This window comes from Janthinobacterium sp. GMG2 (assembly GCF_033949445.1).
GTDB lineage: Bacteria > Pseudomonadota > Gammaproteobacteria > Burkholderiales > Burkholderiaceae_D > Janthinobacterium > Janthinobacterium aestuarii.
Genome location: NZ_JAXAWA010000007.1, coordinates 94378 through 116036 on the forward strand (window position 1 = coordinate 94378; position 21659 = coordinate 116036).

The window sequence follows — 21659 nt, forward strand, 5'->3', positions numbered from 1 at the left end:
CGATGTTTACCCCTGAAGTCGCCGTCGACCTGATCATCGAAGCATTGCATGTCGTCATGCTGCTGGTGGTGATCCTGGTCGTGCCGGGTTTGCTCATGGGCTTGCTGGTCGCGCTGGTGCAGGCGGCCACATCGATCAATGAACAGACCATGAGTTTCCTGCCGCGCCTGCTGGTCACCCTGCTGGCCCTGATCCTGGCCGGACGCTGGATGGCCGGTTACCTGATGGATTATTGCGTGTCCATTTTTCAGCGCGCCGCCACCCTGGTCGGATAGCACCGCGCCATGGATCAGATTTTCAATCAGGTGCTGCCGTTTCTGCTGGCCGTGTGGTGGCCGTTCTGCCGCATCCTGGCCATGCTCAGCGCCTCGCCCGTGATCGGCGACGCGATGGTGCCCGTTCCCGTGCGGGTGCTGCTGTCGCTGGTGCTGGCGATCCTGATGCTGCCCGTGATGCAGGCATCTGGCGTGTCGCAGGAGTTGCTGAAGATCGATCCGTTTTCCCTGCACGCCCTCGTCGCCACCCTGGAGCAGGCCATCATCGGCTTCGTCCTGGGCCTGGCTTTCCACTTCGCCATGTCCGTCATGTCGGTGCTCGGCTACCTCGTGTCGAGCCAGGTGGGCTTTTCCATGGCCGTCATGAACGATCCGCTCAACGGCACTTCATCGGACGTGATCACGGGTTTGCTCACCATCATGTGCATGATCGTGTTTTTCGCCATCGATGGCCACCTCGTGCTGACGGGCGTGATCGGCGCCAGTTTCACGGCCTGGCCCGTGGGGCAGGGCTACGGGCCGCTGCTGCTGCAGACGGTGGCGTACAACGTGGCGTGGATCTTTGCCGCCGCCATGCTGCTGGCCTTGCCCATCGTCTTTTCCACCATGGTGGTGCAGCTGGGCTTTGGCTTCCTGAACCGGGTGGCGCCGTCGCTGAACCTGTTTTCGCTGGGTTTTTCCATGATCACCATGTTCGGCCTGCTGATGCTGATACAGATCGTGCGCTTTATCCCGGAGCACTATGTCGCCATGACGAACCGCGTGCTCGACATGATCCAGGAACAAATGCGGGTGGCCCATGGCGGATAGCAGCACGGGCGACAAAACAGAAAAGGCTTCAGCACAGAAGCTGAAGAAATCGCGCCAGGAAGGGCAGGTGGTGCGTTCGCGCGACCTGTCGACGGCGCTGGGCATCCTGATCAGCATGAAGGTCTTCATTTACCTGCTGCCCGGTTATCTGGTCAGCTTTCGCGAACTGTTCGCCATGTCCTTCATGCCGCTCGACAGCAAGGGCGCGCTGGAAAATGCCATGTCGATGGCGTTTACCACGTCGGTGGGCTTGCTGATCAAGATGATCGTGCCGCTGTTCTGCGTGCCTTTGTTTGTTGTACTCGGTTCCTTGATCCCTGGCGGCTGGGTCATCAGCACGAAGAACTGGGCGCCGAAGATGGAGCGCCTGAGTCCGGCCAAGAATCTGGGCCGCCTCGTGTCGCCCAAGCACGGCTTTGAATTCGGCTTGTCGATCGCCAAGGCCGCCGTGCTGGGCATGGTACTCGTGCACGTGAGCCGCTCCAGCCTGACGCAGTACGTGGATTTGCAACACCGGCCCCTGCAGCAGGCCATGCTCGATGGCTCGGCGCTGATGCTCGACGGCCTGATGGCGCTCATTTCCGTCTTCGTGCTGTTTGCCATCATCGACGTGCCGGCGCAGGCGTTTTTCTTTGCCCGCAACCAGCGCATGAGCAAGCAGGACGTCAAGGAAGAACATAAAAGCAGCGAGGGGCGGCCCGAAGTGCGCCAGCGCATCCGCCAGCTGCAGCAGCAGATCGGCCGGCGCAGCGTGCGCAAGACCGTGCCCGACGCCGACGTGGTGATCGTCAATCCCGAGCATTACGCCGTCGCATTGAAGTATGACCAGGACCGCGCCGAGGCGCCGTTCGTCGTTGCCAAGGGCGTCGACGAGATGGCGCTGTATATCCGGCAAGTGGCGAAGGAACACAATATCGAAACGCTGGAGTTGCCGCCGCTGGCGCGCGCCATCTACAACACCAGCCAGGTGCAGCAGCAGATTCCCGTGCAGCTGTACCAGGCCGTGTCGCAGGTGCTCAACTACATACTGCAGCTGAAAGCATTCCGTACTGGGCAGCGCGCTGCCCAGCCCCCATTTCCCACCGAGGTGGTCGTGCCATCTCATTTGAGCGAGGTAGTACCTTCATGAATTTCCTGAACCGGTTGGTTGCCGAAATGCGCCGCCACAAGTTCGCCACGCCGCTGTTCCTGCTGGTGATCCTGGCGATGATCATCCTGCCGCTGCCGCCCGTGCTGCTCGATATCTTGTTCACTTTCAATATCGTGCTGGCACTGATCGTCATCCTCGTCAGCGTCTCGGCCAAGCGGCCGCTCGATTTCTCCGTCTTCCCGACGGTGATCCTGGCCACCACCATGCTCAGGCTGACCCTGAACGTGGCGTCCACACGCGTGGTGCTGCTGCACGGCCATACGGGCGCGGACGCGGCCGGTAAGGTGATCGAGGCCTTCGGTAACGTGGTGATCGGCGGTAACTTCGTCGTCGGTATCGTCGTCTTCGTGATCTTGATGATCATCAACTTCGCCGTCGTCACCAAGGGCGCCGAGCGTATCTCGGAAGTGTCGGCGCGCTTTACCCTCGATGCCTTGCCGGGCAAGCAGATGGCGATCGACGCCGACCTGAACGCCGGCCTGATCAACCAGGAAAAAGCCCAGATCCGCCGCAAGGACGTGGCCGCCGAAGCGGATTTCTATGGCGCCATGGACGGCGCGTCGAAGTTCGTGCGCGGCGACGCCGTCGCCAGTATTTTGATCTTGATCATCAACATGGTCGGCGGCGTGGCCATCGGCTCGCTGATGCACGACCTGTCGTTCGGCGACGCTTTCCGCCAGTACGCACTGCTGACCATCGGTGATGGCCTGGTGGCGCAGATCCCGGCGCTGCTGCTGTCGGCCGCGGCCGCCATCCTCGTAACCCGTATCAGCGATTCGGGCGACTTCGAACAGCAAGTGGCAGGCCAGGTGCTGACCTCGCCAACGGTGATCTACAGCGCGGCCGGCATGATGGTGGCGCTGGCCCTGATTCCGGGCATGCCGTGGTTCATGTTCATGACCTTTGCCGGCGTGCTGGCTTTTGTTGCCTGGCGCCTGACCAAGCGCGTGAAGGGGCCCGATGCGGCCGGCATGGCGGCCATCGAGGCGGCCTTGCGCGATGACAAGCCGGCTGAACTGGAATGGCAGCAATTGCCGGCCGTGCAGCCGCTGATGGTGATGCTCGGCTACAAGCTGGTCGGCATGGTGGATAAGACCCAGGGTGAACCGCTGAACAAGCGCGTCAAGGGTGTGCGCCAGAGCCTGTCCGAATCGATGGGTTTGCTGCTGCCGAATATCGGCGTGCGCGACGACCTGGCCCTGAAGCCGTCGCAGTACGCGATCGTGCTGTCGGGCACCGTGGTGGCGCAGGCGGAAGTGCAGGCCGACCGCCTGATGGCAATCCCGTCGCCGAACGTGTATGGTCAGCTCGACGGCATTCCCGGCATCGAGCCGGCCTACGGCATGCCCGTCACGTGGATCGAACCGGGCGAAAAGGCGCATGCGCTGGGCCTCGGCTACCAGGTCATCGAGGCGCCCAGCGTGATCGCCACGCACTTGTCGAAGATGGTGCGCGAATACCTGCCGGAACTGTTCCGCCACGAAGACGTGTCGAACATGATGGAGCGTCTGACGGCCCTGTCGCCGAAACTGGCCGGCGCGCTGGACAAGGCGCTGACGCATACGCAGCTGCTGCGCGTATTCCGCGTCTTGCTGGCGGAAAATGTGTCACTGAAGGATATCGTACCCATCGCCACCACCTTGCTCGACAGTTCGGAAACGACCAAGGATCCGATCCTGCTGGCGGCCGAAGTGCGCTGTGCGCTGCGGCGCCAGATCGTCAGCGGCCTGTTCGGCCAGAAGATGGAAATGCAGGCGTTTAACCTGGGCGGCGAACTGGAAAACATGCTGCTTGGTTCCCTGAACCAGGCGCGCCAGTCGGGCAAGGTGACGCTGGACAATTATCCGATCGACCCGCATCTGCTGTCGCAGCTGCAAGTAAACATGCCGGTGGCGCGCGAGCAGATGAAGCAGCAGGCTACGCCGCCGCTGCTGCTGGTGCTGCCGCAGATCCGCCCGCTGCTGGCCCGCTATGCGCGCCTGTTCGCGCCTGGCTTGCACGTGCTGTCGTACAATGAAATCCCGGAAAACCGCGAAGTGAGCATCATCGGCACGGTGGGGTAAATTGCTGGAACGAAAAAAAACGGCGCTTCAGGCGCCGTTTTTTTATGCCGCGTCAATCATGCTCGTCGATGGGCGGCAGCAGCTCGTGCTCCTGGCCATCGGCCAGCAGCAGCACGGTGGCGCCTGGCGCCGTGTCTTCCTCGTCGCCATAGTCGTAACCGAACGGCGCCGCCACTTCCTTCGAGACGATGACGGGCTCCTCCTCGGTTTCGGCGGCGGGGGCTTGGGGCGCATCGGGATCTGCCGCCGCTTCCGCTTCCGGCTGCGTCAGCAGCAGGGCCACTTCGGCCATGGCACGGAACAGGGGCAGCGACAGCGAGGCGGCGCCCGCCTGCATCGGGTAGTTGCCGTGCACGCGCTGCGCATGCAGCTGGCGGTTCAGGCGGCAGCGCACCAGGCGCAGGCCCGCGCGCCGCACGGCGTCGGCGATCTCGGGCAGGGCCAGGCGCAAATGGCGCAATGCCGCCTCCTCGTCAGCGGCCAGTTCCAGCAGGACGCCGTCGCCGGACGGTTCCATCTGGATCACGACCCGGCCGATGCCGATGATGATCAGTTCGACGCGCAGCGCCACCTTGCCGCGCCGCCTTGGCGTTGCATCTTCGTCTTCGTCGCTGGCCAGCACGCGCAGCAGCAGGCGCTGGCCGCCCCAGCCATACACGGCAAAGCGCCACGCTTCGCTGTCGACCGTCAACGGCGGACGTGCGCCTTCGCGCAGCAGGGCCGGCTGCTGCTCGGCCATGAACAGATTGCCCGGCACATGCTGGCCGCGCGCCTGTTCCTGCAGGGCCGCATATTGTTCGCCATAGGTCCTGACCATCACGCGCCACGACGCGGCCAGCTGCGCCGCGTCGGGCGGCTGCCATATCAGCTGGCGCGTGAAGAACAGTTGGTTGACCTGCATGGCGCTGCTGTCGCGCGGCAGGGCGCCGCCCGTACCATCGGCATTGGGTTTGATGAGGGACGCCAGGCTGTCCTGTCCCTTCTGCTGCAGCTGGGCGGGCAGGGTGCCGGCGTCGGGCGCGGGCGCCATGTAGGGGCCGATAGGCACCAGCGGCTGGACCACGCCCGGCACCATCGGCGTAGCGGGGCTGACGTCGAAGCGCTGGGTAATCAGGGGCACCGGATTGCCCGATGCAATGCGGTCTATCGCCATGCCATTGCTTCCTGCTGATACATATTCATCCGATTTGCCATCGCGCCCTGCCGGTAATTATTGTAGTAAAGAAAGAATCAGCTTGCTCATGCTCTGGCTTTGCTTGAGCATGGCCGTGCTTGCTTGCAGCAGCATTTGCGCCGAGGTCATGTTGGCGCTTTCGGCCGCGTAGTCGACATCCATGATGCGGCCGATGGCGGCCTTGGTGTTGGTGACCATGTTGGACAGGTTATTGTAGATGTGTCCGAGCCGGTTCGCGGTGGCGCCCAGTGCCGAGCGCACGCTGCCGACCTTGTCGACGGCGGCCGCCAGCATGTCAATCATGCCGTTGGCGCTGCTGTTGCTGGCAAATTCGCTGCCGGCGGTGGCGCCTGGCGCGAAATTGACGGAGATCGCCTGTAGTGCCGCGTTGAGCGCGCCCATGTCGCCCGCCACGCTGAACTGCATGGTTTCGCTGCCGGTGGCGCCGATCTGGAACGTCAGGGCTTGCGACAGGGTGCCCATGCCGGCACTGCCGTTGCCCAGCAATAAAGTGCCGCCGTAGCGGGTGTTCGTCATGACGTTGTACAGTTCGGCGCCCAGCGCATCGTATTCGCCCTGCATGGCCTCGCGGTCCTTCTGGTTCGACGAGGCGTCAGCTGCCTGGGTGGCCAGGTCCTTCATGCGCACCAGCATGCTGGTGACTTCGCCAAACGCGCCTTCGGCCGTCTGCAGCAGGGAAGTACTGTTTTGCGTGTTGCGCATGGCCACCGCCATGCCGCTGGTCTGGGCGCTCAGCCGGGTGGCGATCTGCAGGCCGGCCGCATCGTCCATGGCCGAGTTGATGCGAAAGCCCGTGGAGAGACGCGTCATCGACGTCGAAAGCATTTGCTGTGCCCAGCCCATGGCCCGCTGGGCTGACAGTGCGGCAGTATTGGTATGAATGCTCAGCACGCGGCGGCTCCAGTAGGCGATTGTTCGGTGTTCTACCTTGTATAGGCGACTATGCCGGCAACATCGTTAAACGTGATGGCAATTTAGTTCAATATGCTGGAAAGACCAGGAACTTGCAGACGAAAAAAAAGCCAGACCGGAGTCTGGCTTCGAGAGACTGGCCGCAAGCGGCCAAGCCGATATTATTGCAGCAGGGACATGACCATCGAGGACATGCTGTTGCTTTGTTTCAGCATCGCGGTACCAGCTTGCAGCAGCATTTGCGACGACGTCATGTTCGAGCTTTCGGTAGCGAAGTCGGTGTCCATGATGCGGCCGGTAGCGGCTTTGGTGTTGGTGGCGATGTTCGACAAGTTGGTGTTGACGTGGTCCAGACGGTTAGCCGTCGCGCCCAGTGCCGAACGCACGGTGCTGACGCTGTCGATGGCGGTAGCCAGCAGGCCGATATTGGCGTTGGCGTTGGACGTCAGTTCCGTTGCGCCAGCTGCGGCGGCGCTCGAGAAGTTTGCGCTCAGGCCGGTCAGGGCTGCGTTCAGCGAGCTCAGGTTAGCCGATACGTCGAAAGTCATTTTTTCGGTCGAGCTGGCGCCGATCTGGAACGTCATCGAGGTCGACAGCGTGCCGTCAGCAGCGGCGCTGCCTTTGCCCAGCAGCTTGGTGCCGCCGAACGTGGTGTTGGTCATGACGTTGTACAGCTCTTGACCCAGTGCGTTGTATTCGGCTTGCATGGCGGTCTTGTCGGCGGCGGTCGACGAAGCATCGGAAGCTTGGGTAGCCAAGTCTTTCATGCGCACCAGCATGTTGGTGACTTCGGCGAAAGCGCCTTCAGCCGTTTGCAGCATCGAGGTGCTGTTTTGCGTGTTGTTCATCGCAACGGTCATGCCGCTGGTTTGTGCTTTCAGGCGGGTGGCGATTTGCAGGCCGGCAGCGTCGTCCATGGCCGAATTGATGCGGAAGCCGGTGCTCAGGCGCGTCATCGAAGTCGACAGTTTGGATTGGGTATTCGAGATCGAATTTTGTGCCGACAGGGAAGCAGCGTTGGTGTGAAGGCTCAGCATGGTGTCATTCCTAATTGGGTGGTTGCGGTGAGGAGCGACGATTTATCTGCTCCTATCAGTACAAGACGACCGTGCCGCCACCTTAATTAAATGCTTTAAGGAAATTTTTTAAAATAAATGCTGTTTCTTGCTTCGCCGCCCCGTTTTGCTGGTGTTGCGGCATGTTTGTGTCAGCTGCAGACGAAAAAAAAGCCAGACCGGAGTCTGGCTTCGAGAGACTGGCCGCAAGCGGCCAAGCCGATATTATTGCAGCAGGGACATGACCATCGAGGACATGCTGTTGCTTTGTTTCAGCATCGCGGTACCAGCTTGCAGCAGCATTTGCGACGACGTCATGTTCGAGCTTTCGGTAGCGAAGTCGGTGTCCATGATGCGGCCGGTAGCGGCTTTGGTGTTGGTGGCGATGTTCGACAAGTTGGTGTTGACGTGGTCCAGACGGTTAGCCGTCGCGCCCAGTGCCGAACGCACGGTGCTGACGCTGTCGATGGCGGTAGCCAGCAGGCCGATATTGGCGTTGGCGTTGGACGTCAGTTCCGTTGCGCCAGCTGCGGCGGCGCTCGAGAAGTTTGCGCTCAGGCCGGTCAGGGCTGCGTTCAGCGAGCTCAGGTTAGCCGATACGTCGAAAGTCATTTTTTCGGTCGAGCTGGCGCCGATCTGGAACGTCATCGAGGTCGACAGCGTGCCGTCAGCAGCGGCGCTGCCTTTGCCCAGCAGCTTGGTGCCGCCGAACGTGGTGTTGGTCATGACGTTGTACAGCTCTTGACCCAGTGCGTTGTATTCGGCTTGCATGGCGGTCTTGTCGGCGGCGGTCGACGAAGCATCGGAAGCTTGGGTAGCCAAGTCTTTCATGCGCACCAGCATGTTGGTGACTTCGGCGAAAGCGCCTTCAGCCGTTTGCAGCATCGAGGTGCTGTTTTGCGTGTTGTTCATCGCAACGGTCATGCCGCTGGTTTGTGCTTTCAGGCGGGTGGCGATTTGCAGGCCGGCAGCGTCGTCCATGGCCGAATTGATGCGGAAGCCGGTGCTCAGGCGCGTCATCGAAGTCGACAGTTTGGATTGGGTATTCGAGATCGAATTTTGTGCCGACAGGGAAGCAGCGTTGGTGTGAAGGCTCAGCATGGTGTCATTCCTAATTGGGTGGTTACGGTGAGGAGCGACGGGTTATCTGCTCCTACCAGTACAAGACGACCATTCATTTCACTTTATTAAATGCCGTATGGAAATTTTTTGTAGATGCCATGTTTAGCTGAAAAAGTGTTTTTTTAAGCATGCTTCTGCGTATGGCGTGCCTGTGCAGGCATGCGGCTTCGGCTATCTGTCCGCACTGGAAAGTTTCTCCATTAGCAATGTTTCTGCGGCCAATAAGTCGCGCGCTCGGTTTTTCAGACGCTTTGCCGGTGTGCCGGCATAAATACCCCAGCTTTGCAGGGATTTGGTGACCAGACTGAGAGCGCCTACGGCCACGCCGTCGCCTATTGTTATGTCAGGCAAGACGACGCTGCCCGAGCCGATGATGACGTGGCGGCCCAGATGCACGGGACCGCTTTTGCAATTGGTAAATTCTTCCGGTACGGTGGGATTGGTCAGGCTGGCCCCGCTGTAGTCATCCGTCTTGCTATACAGGCGTACGCCTTGCGACAGGCCCGAGAAGTCGTCCAGCGTGATGCCCGCCGCACCCGAGAGAAAGCAGTAGCCGCCGATATGCACATGGTTGCCGATGCGGATGTGGCCGCCGCCCGCAGCCACCAGCGTGCTGTACCCGTCGATACGGACATTGTTGCCGAGCGAAATATTTTCCATGCCGACAATGACACAGTTTTTTGCGACGCGGACGTTGCTGCCGACATGGCGGAAGCCGGCATGCTGCAAGTCGTCTTCCGTGTAATAGCCGGGATTAAACAATTCACTCATGGTCACTCCTTGCAATTGGTCGGGATAGCATTGCCGGGCTTGCCAGACTCAGGCAACTGCGCTGCCATGCATTTCTTCCCATTGTTTGCGGCTGCTTTTCAGGATGTCGATGACCAGCAATGCCTTCGCTTCATCGGCACACATATCCTCCAGGAACATGGCATTGTTGTCGCGCACCCAGGCCAGCGGCATGTCCCACCATGCCAGTTCCAGCAGCGCGGCACGCACTTTTTCAGGGAAGCGGTAGCGTATCAGGCGCGCCGGCGAGCCCGCATAGATACCATACGGTTCCGAACGAAAATTCGGCGGCAGCAGTGAACGGGCGCCGATGACGCAGCCGTTGTCGATGATGCTGCCGCCGAGCACCATCACTTCGTCGCCTATCCAGACATCGTTCCTGATCACCGTGTCGGCATACTGAGGCGGTGGGGTATTTTTCAAGCCGCCGCCGAGGATCGACAGCATGTACGTGGAAATGGTGCGCATCTCGTGCTGGCCATTGAGCAGGAAGCGCAGGCGTGAACCGCCGGCCACATACCGTCCCACGCACAGGCTTTGCTGCCCGCTGTCATATTTCACCAGCGAACCGACGCCAAAGCCGGAGCCACGTCCGATGTAGAAGTGCCCGCTTGTCGGTTCCTGGTCCAGCCAGTCGCGGAAAAATTGATGGGGCAGTGTGCTGATGGCGCCATCGTCGTAGCCCAGCACCGTGAATTGGGCCGACCAGGGATGGTTTTCGGCCACGCCGGAAAAATTGGTTTCGGTGGAAATGTGCATCAGGCGATGTTCCGTATCACTTCTTGTTGCAATGCGGGGGCGGCGATCATGGCGATAATGGCGTCCACGGTGGCCATCTCCAGATCCGGATAGATGGGCAGGCAGATCACCTGCGACGACGCGAGGCGTGCCACGGGCAGGTTGGCGTGCGCCGCCGACGGCATCCCACGGTACATGGGGAAATCGCTGATGAGCGGGTAAAAGTAGCGGCGCGCGTAGACTTCCTGGTCGCGCAGCAGCTGGAACAGGGCATCGCGCGACAGCGGGTAGCCGGGGCCGACGAGGATGGGGAAATACGCATTGTTGGCCGCCTCGGCATCGCCTTGCTGCACGCAGGTGATGCCATCGATGCCGGCCAGCTGCTGGCGGTAATGCGCATCGATCGCCTTGCGCTTCTGGCGCGCGCCGTCGATGCCCTTGAGCTGCAGCAAGCCGAAGGCGGCATTGATCTCGCTCATCTTGCCATTGATGCCGGCGGCCACGACCGTGACTTCATCGACGAAGCCGAAGTTTTTCAGGTGGTCGATCCGTTGCTTGGTCTTGGCGTCGGGGCAGACGATGGCGCCGCCTTCGAAGGTGTTGAAGATCTTGGTGGCGTGAAAGCTGATCACGGAAAGGTCGCCGTGATTGAGCACGCTGCCGCCCCGGTGGCGCACGCCAAACGCATGCGCCGCATCGTAGATCACCTTCAGGTTGTAGTTGTCGGCAATTTTCTCGATGGCTTCGATATCGCATGGTCGGCCGTAGCAATGCACGGGCATGATGGCGGTGGTCTGCGGCGTGATGGCCGCCTCGATTTTGCTCGGGTCGAGGTTCAGGCTGTGCGGCTCGATGTCGGCAAAGACGGGCTTGATGTTATTCCACAGCAGCGAATGGGCGGTGGCGACAAACGAATACGGCGTCGTGATGACTTCGCCGTTGATGCGCAGCGCCTGCAAGGCCGTCATCAATGCCAAGGTGCCATTGGCGAACAGGCAGATGTGCTTGACGCCCAGGTAGTCGCACAGCGCCTGTTCCAGTTGCTGGTGGAACGGGCCGCCATTGGTCAGGATCTTGTTGTTCCAGATCGTTTCCAGATACGGCAGGAAATCCTCCAGCGGCGGCAGCAGGGGCTGGGTGACATACACGGGTTTGTTTTTTTGAGCGCTCATCATAATCCGATCGGCGGGTTGGGTACGGCCACGGGTGCTTCAAACGAGATGGGCGGCAAGCCTTCGCACCAGCGTTGCCAAGCCATGCGCAGGCCATTTTCCAGGCCTTCCGTAATCAGCTTGGGCTTGCCCATGGTCGAGCGTTCCAGGCGGTGCCGCATGCTGAAGCGGTAGGCGCCCAGCAACATCGGGTTGGCCGCCATGGCCACGCCCTTGCGCACGAAATCGTCATCGTCGATGGCAATGAATTCCTCGAGTTCGATCTGGCGCAGGATCATCGTGCCGGCCCGGCTGGGGAACGTGGGACCAGCCACCGTGAGCGTGGGCACGCCCATCCACAGCGCATGGAAGGTCGTCGTGCCGCCGCCGTAGGGGAAGGTGTCGAGGCAGATGTCGACGCGGTGATGCATGGCCATGAATTGCGTTATGCCGGTACGCCCTTCAAAGGTCAGTCGCTCAAGCGCGATGCCTTCTTCCTCGAACCAGGCCCGCAGTTGCTCTGGCGCTTCGGATTTTGGCATGGCGGCGAGCAGCATTCTGCAATCCGGCAGGGCGCGCAGCAGCTTGCACCAGTGCGCGACCACCTGGCGATTGATTTTATTCAGACGATTGAAGCTGCCGAAGGTGATATAGCCATTTGTCAGGGCTGGTGCGGGCTGAACGGCGGGTGCAAATAGGGATGGCAGGAAGGGCACGCAGGCCGGCAGCAGCAACAGTTTCTCGGTGAACTGGCTGTCCAATTCGCCGGGTGGCGAAAAAAACGGGTCGCTCAGGTAGTAGTCTATCGCCTGCAGTCCTGTGGTGAGCGGATAGCCTATCCAGCTTGCCTGGACAGGTGCAGGCTTTGCAGCGAACATGAGCAGACGATTCTTGCCCGTGTGACCAGACAGATCGATCAGAATATCGATGCCATCGTCGCGGATCAGCTGCGACAGTTCGGGGTCGGACAGGTGTTCGACCTGCCTCCAGTGGGGGAAAAACTCCTGCAGCCGCTCGGTCACATCGTCATTTTGCGGATTATTGTGGTAAGCGTACAGTGACAATTGGTCGCCATCGACGATATTTTCCAGTATCGGAATAAGGAAGTGCGGCACCGGATGATTGAGCAGATCGCCCGACACGAAGCCCACTTTCAGGGTGCGCAGCGGGTCGCGCGTATTGTTGTACGGGAGCGGGTTCTGGATAACGTGTTTTTCGAACGTGTCGCTAAAGCGCTGATGTTCGGCAAATAGTGTCTCGGCATCAATGTTGGCGCTATGCGACAGCAAGAACAGGTAGTTGCTGAACAGGGTTTCCCATAGTGGACAAACGGCCAGCCCCTTGCGGCAGGTTTCAATCGCTTCGTCTAGTCGGCCGATATTGCTGAAAGTGGCGCTGATATTGACGTAGGCATCGCGATAGTCGGGATTGATCTCCAATACTTTGTGATAGCACTCGAGGGCCAGCAGCGGTTCACTCATGATCACGTGGCAATTGCCGAGTGCAAAATGCGCGCGATCGAATTCGGCGTCGATAGCGAGCGCGGCCAGATAAGTCTGCTTGGCCTGTTCGATTTGATTCTGCGCCTGCTGTGTGGAACCCAGGTTAATGAGCGCCGAGGTGTTTTTCGGATTCAATTCCAGCGCGCGCGCGTAGGCAGCGGTCGCTTCGTCGTATGCTTTCAATTCCTGTAGAACGACGCCGAGGTTGTTATGCGTCTCGCTATTGTCTGGCTCGTACTTGAGTGCCTGGCGGTAGGACACCGCGGCCTGCTCGAAGCGCTTGATGGAGTTGTAGTAGTCGCCCAGATGCTTGTGCATTGCGGCGTTTTCAGGCGCCATGTCGATGGCCTGTTGAAAGTACTTCAGCGCATTGTCCCGGTCTTCGGCGGTGCCGTAGGCGATGGCGAGCTGGGCGCAGGTTTGCGCATCGTCAGGTTGCAGGCGATGCGCGCGTATGCAGTACTCGATGGCTGCAGCGTAGTTCTTCTGCTTGCACTGAAGTAATCCCAGATTGCTCAGCGCCTGGGAAAAGTCGCTATCGAGCGCGATCGCCTGTTCATACGCGGCGATGGCTTCCTCGGCCCGGCCCAGCCACTGAAGCGCGCGTCCCAGGTTGTTGTGCAGCTTGGCGTCGTCCGCATGTAACTCAATGCCGGATTGGCAGGCGGTTGCTGCGCTGTCGTATTCTCCTGCCTCGTGCAGCGCTGCGGCAAGATTGGCATGTGCACCTTTGGTGTGGGGCGCCAGTTGCAGTACAGCCCTGTAGCTGACGATGGCCGTTTGCCATTGCCGCAGGTCGAGCTGGGCATTGCCCAGATTCAGATAGATTTCCGCGTCGCCCGGCAGCAGGGCCAGCGCGCTTTGATAGCAGGCGATGGCTTCGGCGCTGCGCTGCATCGCTTGCAGTGTATTGCCGAGATTGAAATGGCCCTTGGCGTAATCGGGACGCAGCGCCAGCGCTTGCCGGTATGCCTGCTCGGCCTGCTCCAGCTTGCCTTGCGCCTGCAGGGCCGCCGCCAGGTTGCCATGCGCCTCGACAAAATCCGGATTCAGTTCCAGCGCCCGGGCATAGCTGTCGATCGCCTGGTCGTACATGCCCCGTTCCTGCCATGCGGTGCCCAGGTTGCCATGCGCTTCGGCATCGTTGGGTGCCAATTGCGTGGTTTTTTGCAGGGCCTCGAACGCATCCTTGCCCTGCAATTGCAGGGCGGTGCCCAGCACACTCCAGGCAAAATCGGAGTCGGGATAGCGCTGCGTCAGGGCGTGGCTGGCCACTTCCAGTTCGGCATGGTGGCCGGCTTGATACAGCGCAATGACGTGCTGCGTTTCCTGAGCTGTCGGCGTGTTGGCGATCGCCGTTTCGATGCGGCTGCGCAAGCCTTGCGACTGTTCGTTGTCGAGACCGCGCGCGATGGCCGCCGTGACGATCTCCAGCGCCTGTTCGCGTTCGCCCGCCTTGAGCAAGCCATCCGCATACGACAGCCAGAACTGGCCTTCGTCGGGGTTCACCGACAGCGCCTTGTGCAGATACGGCAAGCCTGCTTGGTATTGCCCGACTTGTCCCGCCAATAAACCCATATTGTGGTTGGCGATGGCGTGATACGGCTGCGCCTGCAAGATCGCCAGGTAAAGTTCTTCCGCCTCGGCATAACGGCCAGCCTGATGTTCGGTGATTGCTTGCTGCAATTCGGCGTCGAGGGGCACTGCGGGGAGGGCGTTTGCGTTCATGGGCGGGCGGAAGGGGAAATAGTTAGCAAAGGGAATTGTAACTGGTGGAAGTGCTTCTGAGAAACTTTCCAGGTGGAATTTATCCAGGAATGCTGTCGCAATGCAAACGAGGTGTTGCTGACGGGTCAAAGCGTGGAGGATATATGATGTTTTTAATAAAAAAACAGCGCGCTACCGCAGGGGTAGGGCGCTGTCTTCGGGTCACTTGGCAACGTTGTCGCCGTGCATGAGTAGCGTGGCTTACATGTTCGGATAGTTCGGCCCGCCGCCGCCTTCCGGTGTCACCCACACGATGTTCTGCGTCGGATCCTTGATATCGCAGGTTTTACAGTGCACGCAGTTTTGCGCATTGATCTGCAGGCGTTCGGCGCCGTCGTCGTTCTTTACGAACTCGTACACGCCGGCGGGACAGTAACGCGCTTCCGGACCCGCATACGTGGCCAGGTTGACGTCGACGGGCACGCTGGCGTTCTTCAACGTCAGGTGGATAGGCTGGTCTTCCGCGTGGTTCGTGTTCGAGATGAACACGGACGACATCTTGTCGAAGGTCAGCTTGCCATCGGGTTTCGGATACACGATCTTTTTCGATTGGGCTGCCGGTTTCAGGCATTCGTGGTCGCCATGCGAGTGGTGCAGGGTCCACGGCGCCTTGCCGCGGAAGATCAGCTGGTCGATGCCCGTCATCAGGCTGCCCAGGTACAGACCTTTCGACAGCCATGGCTTGACGTTGCGCGCCACGTGCAGCTCTTCATGCAGCCAGGATTTTTCAAAGGCGACAGGGTAGCTCGTCAGTTCGTCGTGCTGGCGCTGTTCGCCCAGCGCGCCAAACGCCGCGTCCGCCGCCAGCATGCCGCTCTTGATGGCCGCGTGGCTGCCCTTGATGCGGCTCATGTTCAGGAAACCCGCATCGCAGCCGATCAGCGCGCCGCCGGCAAACACCAGTTTCGGCAACGATTGCAGGCCGCCGGCCGCGATCGCGCGCGCGCCGTAGGAAATACGCTTGCCGCCTTCGAAGAACTTGCGGATTTCCGGATGCGTCTTGTAGCGCTGGAATTCCTCGTACGGCGACAAATACGGGTTTTCGTAGTTCAGGCCCACCACGTAGCCCACCATCACCTGGTTGTTTTCCAGGTGGTACAGGAAGGAGCCGCCATAGGTTTTCGTGTCCAGCGGCCAGCCGCTCGAGTGGATCACCAGGCCAGGCTTGTGCTGGGCCGGGTCGATTTCCCACAATTCCTTGATGCCGATGCCGTACGATTGGGGATCCTTGCCGGCATTCAAGTCATACTTGGCCATCAATTGCTTGCCCAGGTGGCCGCGCGCGCCTTCGGCGAACAGTGTGTACTTGGCGTGCAATTCCATGCCCAGCTGGAAGTCGGGACCCGGTTCGCCATCGCGCTTGACGCCCATATTGCCGGTCGCTACACCTTTCACGGAGCCGTCGTCGTTGTAGAGGATTTCCGCGGCAGGGAAGCCCGGGAAGATTTCCACGCCCAGGTTTTCCGCCTGCTGGCCCATCCAGCGCACCACATTGCCCAGGGAGACGATGTAGTTGCCGTGGTTTTCAAAGCAGGCCGGCACGGCGAAGCCTGGCGTTTTATACGCTTTCGTTTCGGTCAGGAACAGGATGCGGTCTTCCGTCACTTCCGTGTTCAGGGGCGCGCCCAGTTCTTTCCAGTTCGGAATCAGTTCCGTGAGCGCTTTCGGGTCCATGATGGCGCCCGACAGGATATGCGCGCCCAGTTCGCCGCCTTTTTCCAGCACGCAGACGGACACTTCCTGGCTCTTTTCAGCGGCCAGCTGCTTCAGGCGGATCGCCGCGGCCAAGCCTGCGGGGCCACCGCCGACGATCACCACGTCATACTCCATGGTTTCGCGCGGTCCGTACTGTTCAACTAAGTTATTAGGCTGTGTCATGGTCTCGATTGTCAGTCACTCAATTAGGTAGCAAGGATAGGGAATAAAGCATCATCGGGGAAATTTAAGCACGAGTGTGCTTGTTTTTGGCGAGGATTGCAACTTTGGCGCCATTTTGCGTGACATTGCCCCTCGCCGCAATCTAAATCCGGCCATTTTGTGTAATGATGGCGTTTACTTTTGCTCGAGTGCGCTGCGGGGGAATTTGCCCGATTGCCATAGGCACGGCGTAAAGTGTTGTCTAAAATAAAACAGGAGTAGCTCGTGGGCATAGAAGTCAATTTCGAGGGCAAGATTGCCCTGATTACCGGCGCATCGAGCGGCCTCGGCGCGCGCTTTGCAAAAGTGCTGGCCCAGGCCGGCGCACAGGTCGTGCTGGCGTCGCGCCGCACCGAACGCCTGAAGGAATTGCGCGCCGAAATCGAAGCGGACGGCGGCGCCGCGCACGTGGTGTCGCTCGACGTGACCGACTTCGCCAGCATCAAGTCGGCCATCGCGCACGCGGAAACGGAAGCGGGCCCCATCGATATCCTCGTCAATAATTCCGGTGTCTCCACCACGCAACGCCTGGTCGACGTCACGCCCGAAGATTACTCGTTCGTGATGGACACCAATCTGCGCGGTTCGTTCTTCGTGGCCCAGCAAACGGCCAAGCGCATGATCGCGCGCGCCAAGGGCGACCCGAAGAAACAGCACCGCATCATCAATATCGCCTCGATGGCGGGCTTGCAGGTGTTGCCGCAGATCGGCGTGTATTGCATGAGCAAGGCGGGCATGGTGCACATGACGCGCGCCATGGCCGTGGAGTGGGGCAAATACGGCATCAACACGAACGCCATCTGCCCCGGCTATATTTCCACGGAAATCAATGAAGATTACTTTGCCACCGAGCAGGGCAAGAAGCTGATCGAAATGCTGCCGAATAAACGTCCGGGCAAGCCGGAAGACCTCGACGGCCTGCTGCTGTTGCTGGCGGGCGAGGATTCGCATTTCATCAACGGCGCCATCATTTCCGCTGACGGTGGCATGAGTACCTTCTAGCGCTGCAGCTGCAGTCCCACCAGCTTGTGCACGAGCTCCGATGATGTCGATGCAGCGAACTTGCGCATCAGCTTGGCGCGGTGCATTTCCACCGTGCGGGGGCTGAGGTCGATCTGGCGGGCGATGACCTTGCTGGTCTTGCCTTCCACCAGCAGGGCGGCGATTTCGCGCTCGCGCGGGGTCAGTTCCGCCGTCACGGGACGTTTCTCGCTGACATCCTCGAACGTCCAGATGCCCGGTCCCAGCGGTTCCTGCGGCAGCATGGCGTGGCCCGTGACGTGGCACCAGAACAATTCCCCATTACTGCGGCGCATGATGCGCTCGTCCGAATAGCGTCCCCTGGCGTTCATGATGGGGATGATGCGGTCACCGGTGCGCAGGAATTCGTCGTGCGTGGGGTAGAGTACCTCGAACGACTGGTCGTCCAGCTGGGCGCGCGCATAGCCGAACATGGCCGCCAGCGCTTCGTTGCAGCTACGCATGATACGGTTTTCCGACATGCACATGCCCACGGGCGCGTGCAGGAAGATGCTTTCATAATCGATGGCTGACGCGGCGTTCATCTGATACGTATCACTCTCACAGGGGGATTGCCGGCACGGCGCCGGTAGTTCTACGGTATTGTACTTTCCACTCGCGTATTTTATGCTGAGTCGCTGCCTGAGTCATGGACTCAAGACCAAAGCTTAACAAAAGATAGAGGGACACCCATGAATAAAGTTTATCCTGACGCCGCCTCGGCGCTGGCCGGTATCGTCCAAGATGGCCAGACCATCGCCGTCGGCGGCTTCGGCCTGTGCGGCATTCCCGAAGCCCTGATCGGCGCCTTGCGCGATTCGGGCGTGACGGGCCTGACCGCCATTTCGAATAACGCGGGCGTGGACGGCTTCGGCCTGGGCCAGCTGTTGACCACGCGCCAGATCAAGAAAATGATCGCCTCCTACGTGGGTGAAAACAAGGAATTCGCGCGCCAGTACCTGGCCGGCGAACTGGAACTGGAATTCACGCCGCAAGGCACCCTGGCCGAAAAACTGCGCGCCGGCGGCGCCGGCATCCCGGCCTTCTTTACCAAGACGGGCGTGGGCACCATCGTTGCCGATGGCAAGGAGCTCCGCGAATTCGACGGCGAGCAATACGTGATGGAACGCAGCCTCGTGGCCGACGTGGCGCTGGTCAAAGCCTACATGGCCGACCGCGCGGGCAATTTGGTCTACCGCAAGACGGCGCGCAATTTCAACCCGAACGTGGCGATGGCCGGCAAGATCACCATCGTCGAAGTGGAAAAACTGGTCGAAGTGGGCGAGATCGACCCGGACCAGGTCCACACGCCGAGCATCTTCGTGCACCGCATCGTGGTCAACGCGAACCCGGAAAAACGCATCGAGCAGCGCACCGTGCGCGCCGACTAAATACAAGATTGGGAGATGATTATGGCTTGGACACGTGACGAAATGGCCGCGCGCGCGGCAAAGGAATTGCAGGATGGCTTTTATGTGAACCTGGGCATCGGCTTGCCGACCCTGGTGGCCAACTATGTGCCGGACAACATCGAGGTATTCCTGCAGTCGGAAAACGGGTTATTGGGCATCGGCCCGTTCCCGACCGACGCGGAAGTCGATGCCGACCTGATCAACGCTGGCAAGCAGACGGTGACGGCCTTGCCAGGCGCCGCCTACTTCAGCTCGGCCGATTCGTTTGGCATGATTCGCGGCGGCAAGATCAACCTGGCCATCCTGGGCGCCATGCAAGTGTCGGAAAAGGGCGACCTGGCGAACTGGATGATTCCAGGCAAGATGGTCAAGGGCATGGGCGGCGCGATGGACCTTGTCGCCGGCGTCAAGCGCGTTGTCGTGCTGATGGAACACGTGGCCACGGCCAAGGATGGCACGACGTCGCACAAGCTGCTGAAACAGTGCGACTTGCCGCTGACGGGCGTGGGCGTGGTTGACGTCATCATCAGTGACCTGGGCGTCATTGACGTGACGGAAAACGGCTTGAAGCTGGTGGAACTGGCGCCGGGCGTGACCAAGGAGCAGGTGCAGGCGGCCACGGGCGCGGAACTGGACGTCTCCGCCGTGTAAGCCAGGCGTAGCGTCTTATCGAAGCAGGGCGGACAGCGATGTCCGCCCTTTTTTTATGCGCTCGCCTTGCCGCGCAACGCGTCCAGGCTGTAGGCGCCGGCGCCCGCTGCCGCGAAGTACAGGAAAGTGAAGCAATACATCACGGCCATTTCGCCGCCGTTCAGGATCGGCAGGAAACCGGCGGGCGCGTGCGCCATGAAATAGGCGGCCGCCATCTGTCCCGACAGGATGAAGGCGACGGGGCGCGTGAACAGGCCCACCAGCAGCAAGGTGCCGCCGACCAGCTCGATGACGCCGGCCGCGCCCATCACGGAAAACAGTTGCAAACCGTCGAACATGGCCACGTGCGGCGCGCCGAACAGCTTGGCCGTGCCGTGTTGCAGGAAGAGAAAGCCGAGGATGATGCGCAGCACGCCCAGCAGGCGTGGGCTCCAGGTGGCGTAAAAGGCGGGCGAGAGGGACATGCGTGCTCCATTCAAAAGTGAGGATGGTTCGGTGTCAGGCTTGCATTAACGCAATGTCATTATGCGGGAGCTTGACGGCGAACAGGTGACAGTACTGTAATAGTTTTTCATTCATTGATCATCGTAATAAATATTGATGCATGATTTACTGTATGTTGATGATGCGAGAATCCCACGCGCAATGAAAAAAGCCCCGCAGATCGCTCTGCGGGGCTTTCAATGGTGAGTAGTACGGCTTACTTGACGATATTTACGGCCGGGGCGACATACGCGTCGTCCGTCGGGTGGGTGGGGTGGGCCAGCTCGCTATGCAGCTTGTCCATGTCCAGTTCTTTTTCCCATTTCGACACGACGATGGTGGCCACGCCGTTGCCGACGAAATTCGTCAGCGCGCGGCATTCGCTCATGAAGCGGTCGATGCCCAGGATCAGCGCCATGCCGGCCACAGGGATCGTCGGCACCACGGCCAGGGTCGCGGCCAGGGTAATGAAGCCGGCGCCTGTGATGCCGGATGCGCCTTTCGAGGTCAGCATCGCCACGCCCAGGATGGTCAGTTCCTGCCAGATGGTCAGTTCCGTGTTGGTCGCTTGCGCCACGAACAGGGCGGCCATGGTCATGTAGATATTGGTGCCGTCCAGGTTGAACGAGTAGCCGGTAGGCACGACCAGGCCGACGACTGGCTTGGAGCAGCCCAGGCGCTCAAGTTTTTTCATCAGGGCCGGCAGGGCCGATTCCGACGAGCTGGTACCGAGCACGATCAGCAGTTCTTCCTTGATGTACAGCAGGAAGCGGCCGATCGAGAAGCCCGTGTACTTGGCGATCAGGCCCAGCACGACGAAGACGAACAGGAAGCAGGTCAGGTAGAACGAGCCCATCAGTTTAGCCAGCGGAATCAGCGAAGCCAGGCCGTATTTACCGATGGTAAAGGCCATCGCACCGAACGCGCCGATGGGAGCGACTTTCATGATGATGTTGACCATGCCGAAAATGGCATGCGACAGTTCGTCGATCAGCTTGGTGACCGGACGGCCGCGCTCGCCCAGCAGGGACAGCGAAAAGCCGAACAGGATGGCGATCAGCAGCACTTGCAGGATGTCGCCCTTGGCGAAAGCGTCGACGAAGGTCTTCGGGATGATGTTCATCACGAAGTCGATGGTCGACATGCCTTCGGCATGCGTGTATTGCGCGATCGACTTGGCGTCGAGGTGGGCCGGATCGGCGTTGAAGCCGGCGCCCGGTTTGAGGATGTTAGCAACCAGCAAGCCGATGGCCAGCGCGAAGGTGGAGACCACTTCAAAGTACAGCAGCGCCTTGCCGCCCACTCGGCCTATTTTCTTGACGTCCTGCATGCCGGCGATGCCGGAGACCACGGTACAGAAGATCACCGGGGCGATGATCATCTTGATCAGTTTGATAAAGCCGTCACCCAGCGGTTTCATGTCGACGGCGTTCGAGGGGTAGAACACCCCCAGCAGCACGCCGGCCACGATGGCGAACAGCACCTGTACGTACAGGATTTTATAGAATGGTTTTTTCACGAGTGGTCTCCTCTTGCGGGTTGATGCTGCGATCATCCGCGCATTGCCAGGCCGGCTCAATTGTGGATAACCGCAGATATGCATTTTCGCTATATCGGGTATTGCGCCATGGCGGGCGTGCTGCGGCG

At 60.3% G+C, this 21659-nt stretch carries 19 protein-coding genes; 7 read left to right on the forward strand and 12 right to left on the reverse strand.

Annotation, left to right across the window (positions count from 1 at the left end; translation table 11 throughout):
* Positions 1–2: 2 nt before the first annotated feature.
* From SKZ59_RS22775 to SKZ59_RS22790, 4 genes are read left to right on the forward strand one after another with little or no spacing between them, the layout of a single operon-like run.
* Positions 3–275, forward strand: coding sequence for a flagellar biosynthetic protein FliQ (locus SKZ59_RS22775; RefSeq protein WP_034757874.1), 273 nt, complete (start codon positions 3–5; stop codon positions 273–275).
* 9 nt (positions 276–284) lie between these two features.
* Complete coding sequence (locus tag SKZ59_RS22780; protein WP_034757878.1) at positions 285–1085, forward strand: flagellar biosynthetic protein FliR; 801 nt, start codon at positions 285–287, stop codon at positions 1083–1085.
* Positions 1075–2214: a flagellar biosynthesis protein FlhB gene (locus SKZ59_RS22785; protein ID WP_034757880.1), complete on the forward strand. Its 1140-nt coding sequence runs from the start codon at positions 1075–1077 to the stop codon at positions 2212–2214. The genes SKZ59_RS22780 and SKZ59_RS22785 overlap by 11 nt, the downstream gene beginning before the upstream one ends.
* Entirely contained in the window at positions 2211–4298 is a 2088-nt protein-coding gene (locus SKZ59_RS22790) for a flagellar biosynthesis protein FlhA (RefSeq protein WP_034757882.1), read from the forward strand. Before SKZ59_RS22785 ends, SKZ59_RS22790 begins: the two co-directional genes overlap by 4 nt.
* Positions 4299–4350: 52 nt before the next feature.
* On the opposite strand, the gene SKZ59_RS22795 is transcribed toward SKZ59_RS22790, so the two are convergent.
* The 9 genes from SKZ59_RS22795 to SKZ59_RS22835 all read right to left on the reverse strand — a co-directional run bounded on the left by SKZ59_RS22795 (position 4351) and on the right by SKZ59_RS22835 (position 16407).
* Positions 4351–5451 carry a hypothetical protein gene (locus tag SKZ59_RS22795; protein ID WP_319993025.1) on the reverse strand — a complete coding sequence of 367 codons (1101 nt, stop codon included), beginning with the start codon at positions 5449–5451 and terminating at the stop codon, positions 4351–4353.
* A gap of 57 nt (positions 5452–5508) precedes the next feature.
* Positions 5509–6384 carry a flagellin gene (locus SKZ59_RS22800; RefSeq protein WP_034757885.1) on the reverse strand — a complete coding sequence of 292 codons (876 nt, stop codon included), beginning with the start codon at positions 6382–6384 and terminating at the stop codon, positions 5509–5511.
* 182 nt (positions 6385–6566) lie between these two features.
* Positions 6567–7442 (reverse strand): flagellin, encoded by an 876-nt coding sequence (locus SKZ59_RS22805; protein WP_319993026.1) that lies wholly within the window; start codon positions 7440–7442, stop codon positions 6567–6569.
* Positions 7443–7685: 243 nt separating this feature from the next.
* Positions 7686–8561: a flagellin gene (locus SKZ59_RS22810; RefSeq protein WP_319993026.1), complete on the reverse strand. Its 876-nt coding sequence runs from the start codon at positions 8559–8561 to the stop codon at positions 7686–7688.
* Between the two features lie 192 nt (positions 8562–8753).
* Positions 8754–9353, reverse strand: coding sequence for an acyltransferase (locus SKZ59_RS22815; RefSeq protein WP_319993147.1), 600 nt, complete (start codon positions 9351–9353; stop codon positions 8754–8756).
* A 48-nt stretch (positions 9354–9401) separates the two neighbouring features.
* Positions 9402–10130: an acetyltransferase gene (locus tag SKZ59_RS22820; protein WP_319993027.1), complete on the reverse strand. Its 729-nt coding sequence runs from the start codon at positions 10128–10130 to the stop codon at positions 9402–9404.
* Positions 10130–11281, reverse strand: coding sequence for a DegT/DnrJ/EryC1/StrS family aminotransferase (locus SKZ59_RS22825; RefSeq protein WP_319993028.1), 1152 nt, complete (start codon positions 11279–11281; stop codon positions 10130–10132). The genes SKZ59_RS22820 and SKZ59_RS22825 overlap by 1 nt, the downstream gene beginning before the upstream one ends.
* On the reverse strand, positions 11281–14490 hold the full coding sequence (locus SKZ59_RS22830) for a tetratricopeptide repeat protein (protein WP_319993029.1): 3210 nt from the start codon (positions 14488–14490) through the stop codon (positions 11281–11283). The genes SKZ59_RS22825 and SKZ59_RS22830 overlap by 1 nt, the downstream gene beginning before the upstream one ends.
* Before the next feature lie 240 nt (positions 14491–14730).
* Complete coding sequence (locus SKZ59_RS22835) at positions 14731–16407, reverse strand: electron transfer flavoprotein-ubiquinone oxidoreductase (protein WP_175444538.1); 1677 nt, start codon at positions 16405–16407, stop codon at positions 14731–14733.
* A 264-nt stretch (positions 16408–16671) separates the two neighbouring features.
* Here SKZ59_RS22835 and SKZ59_RS22840 point away from each other — a divergent pair, with 264 nt between their 5' ends.
* Complete coding sequence (locus SKZ59_RS22840; RefSeq protein WP_034752351.1) at positions 16672–17448, forward strand: SDR family oxidoreductase; 777 nt, start codon at positions 16672–16674, stop codon at positions 17446–17448.
* On the opposite strand, the gene SKZ59_RS22845 is transcribed toward SKZ59_RS22840, so the two are convergent.
* Entirely contained in the window at positions 17445–18011 is a 567-nt protein-coding gene (locus SKZ59_RS22845) for a PAS and helix-turn-helix domain-containing protein (protein WP_034752350.1), read from the reverse strand. The genes SKZ59_RS22840 and SKZ59_RS22845 overlap by 4 nt on opposite strands.
* Positions 18012–18158: 147 nt before the next feature.
* On the opposite strand from SKZ59_RS22845, the gene SKZ59_RS22850 reads away from it, so the two are divergent.
* Positions 18159–18857 carry a CoA transferase subunit A gene (locus tag SKZ59_RS22850; RefSeq protein WP_034752348.1) on the forward strand — a complete coding sequence of 233 codons (699 nt, stop codon included), beginning with the start codon at positions 18159–18161 and terminating at the stop codon, positions 18855–18857.
* A gap of 21 nt (positions 18858–18878) precedes the next feature.
* Entirely contained in the window at positions 18879–19529 is a 651-nt protein-coding gene (locus SKZ59_RS22855; protein WP_072454554.1) for a CoA transferase subunit B, read from the forward strand.
* A gap of 53 nt (positions 19530–19582) precedes the next feature.
* Here SKZ59_RS22855 and SKZ59_RS22860 read toward each other — a convergent pair whose 3' ends face one another.
* Together SKZ59_RS22860 and SKZ59_RS22865 are read right to left on the reverse strand one after the other, a co-directional pair.
* On the reverse strand, positions 19583–19993 hold the full coding sequence (locus tag SKZ59_RS22860) for a DoxX family protein (RefSeq protein ID WP_070303099.1): 411 nt from the start codon (positions 19991–19993) through the stop codon (positions 19583–19585).
* A gap of 236 nt (positions 19994–20229) precedes the next feature.
* Positions 20230–21567, reverse strand: a complete 1338-nt coding sequence (locus tag SKZ59_RS22865; protein ID WP_235194238.1) for a dicarboxylate/amino acid:cation symporter — start codon at positions 21565–21567, stop codon at positions 20230–20232.
* Positions 21568–21659 lie beyond the last annotated feature (92 nt).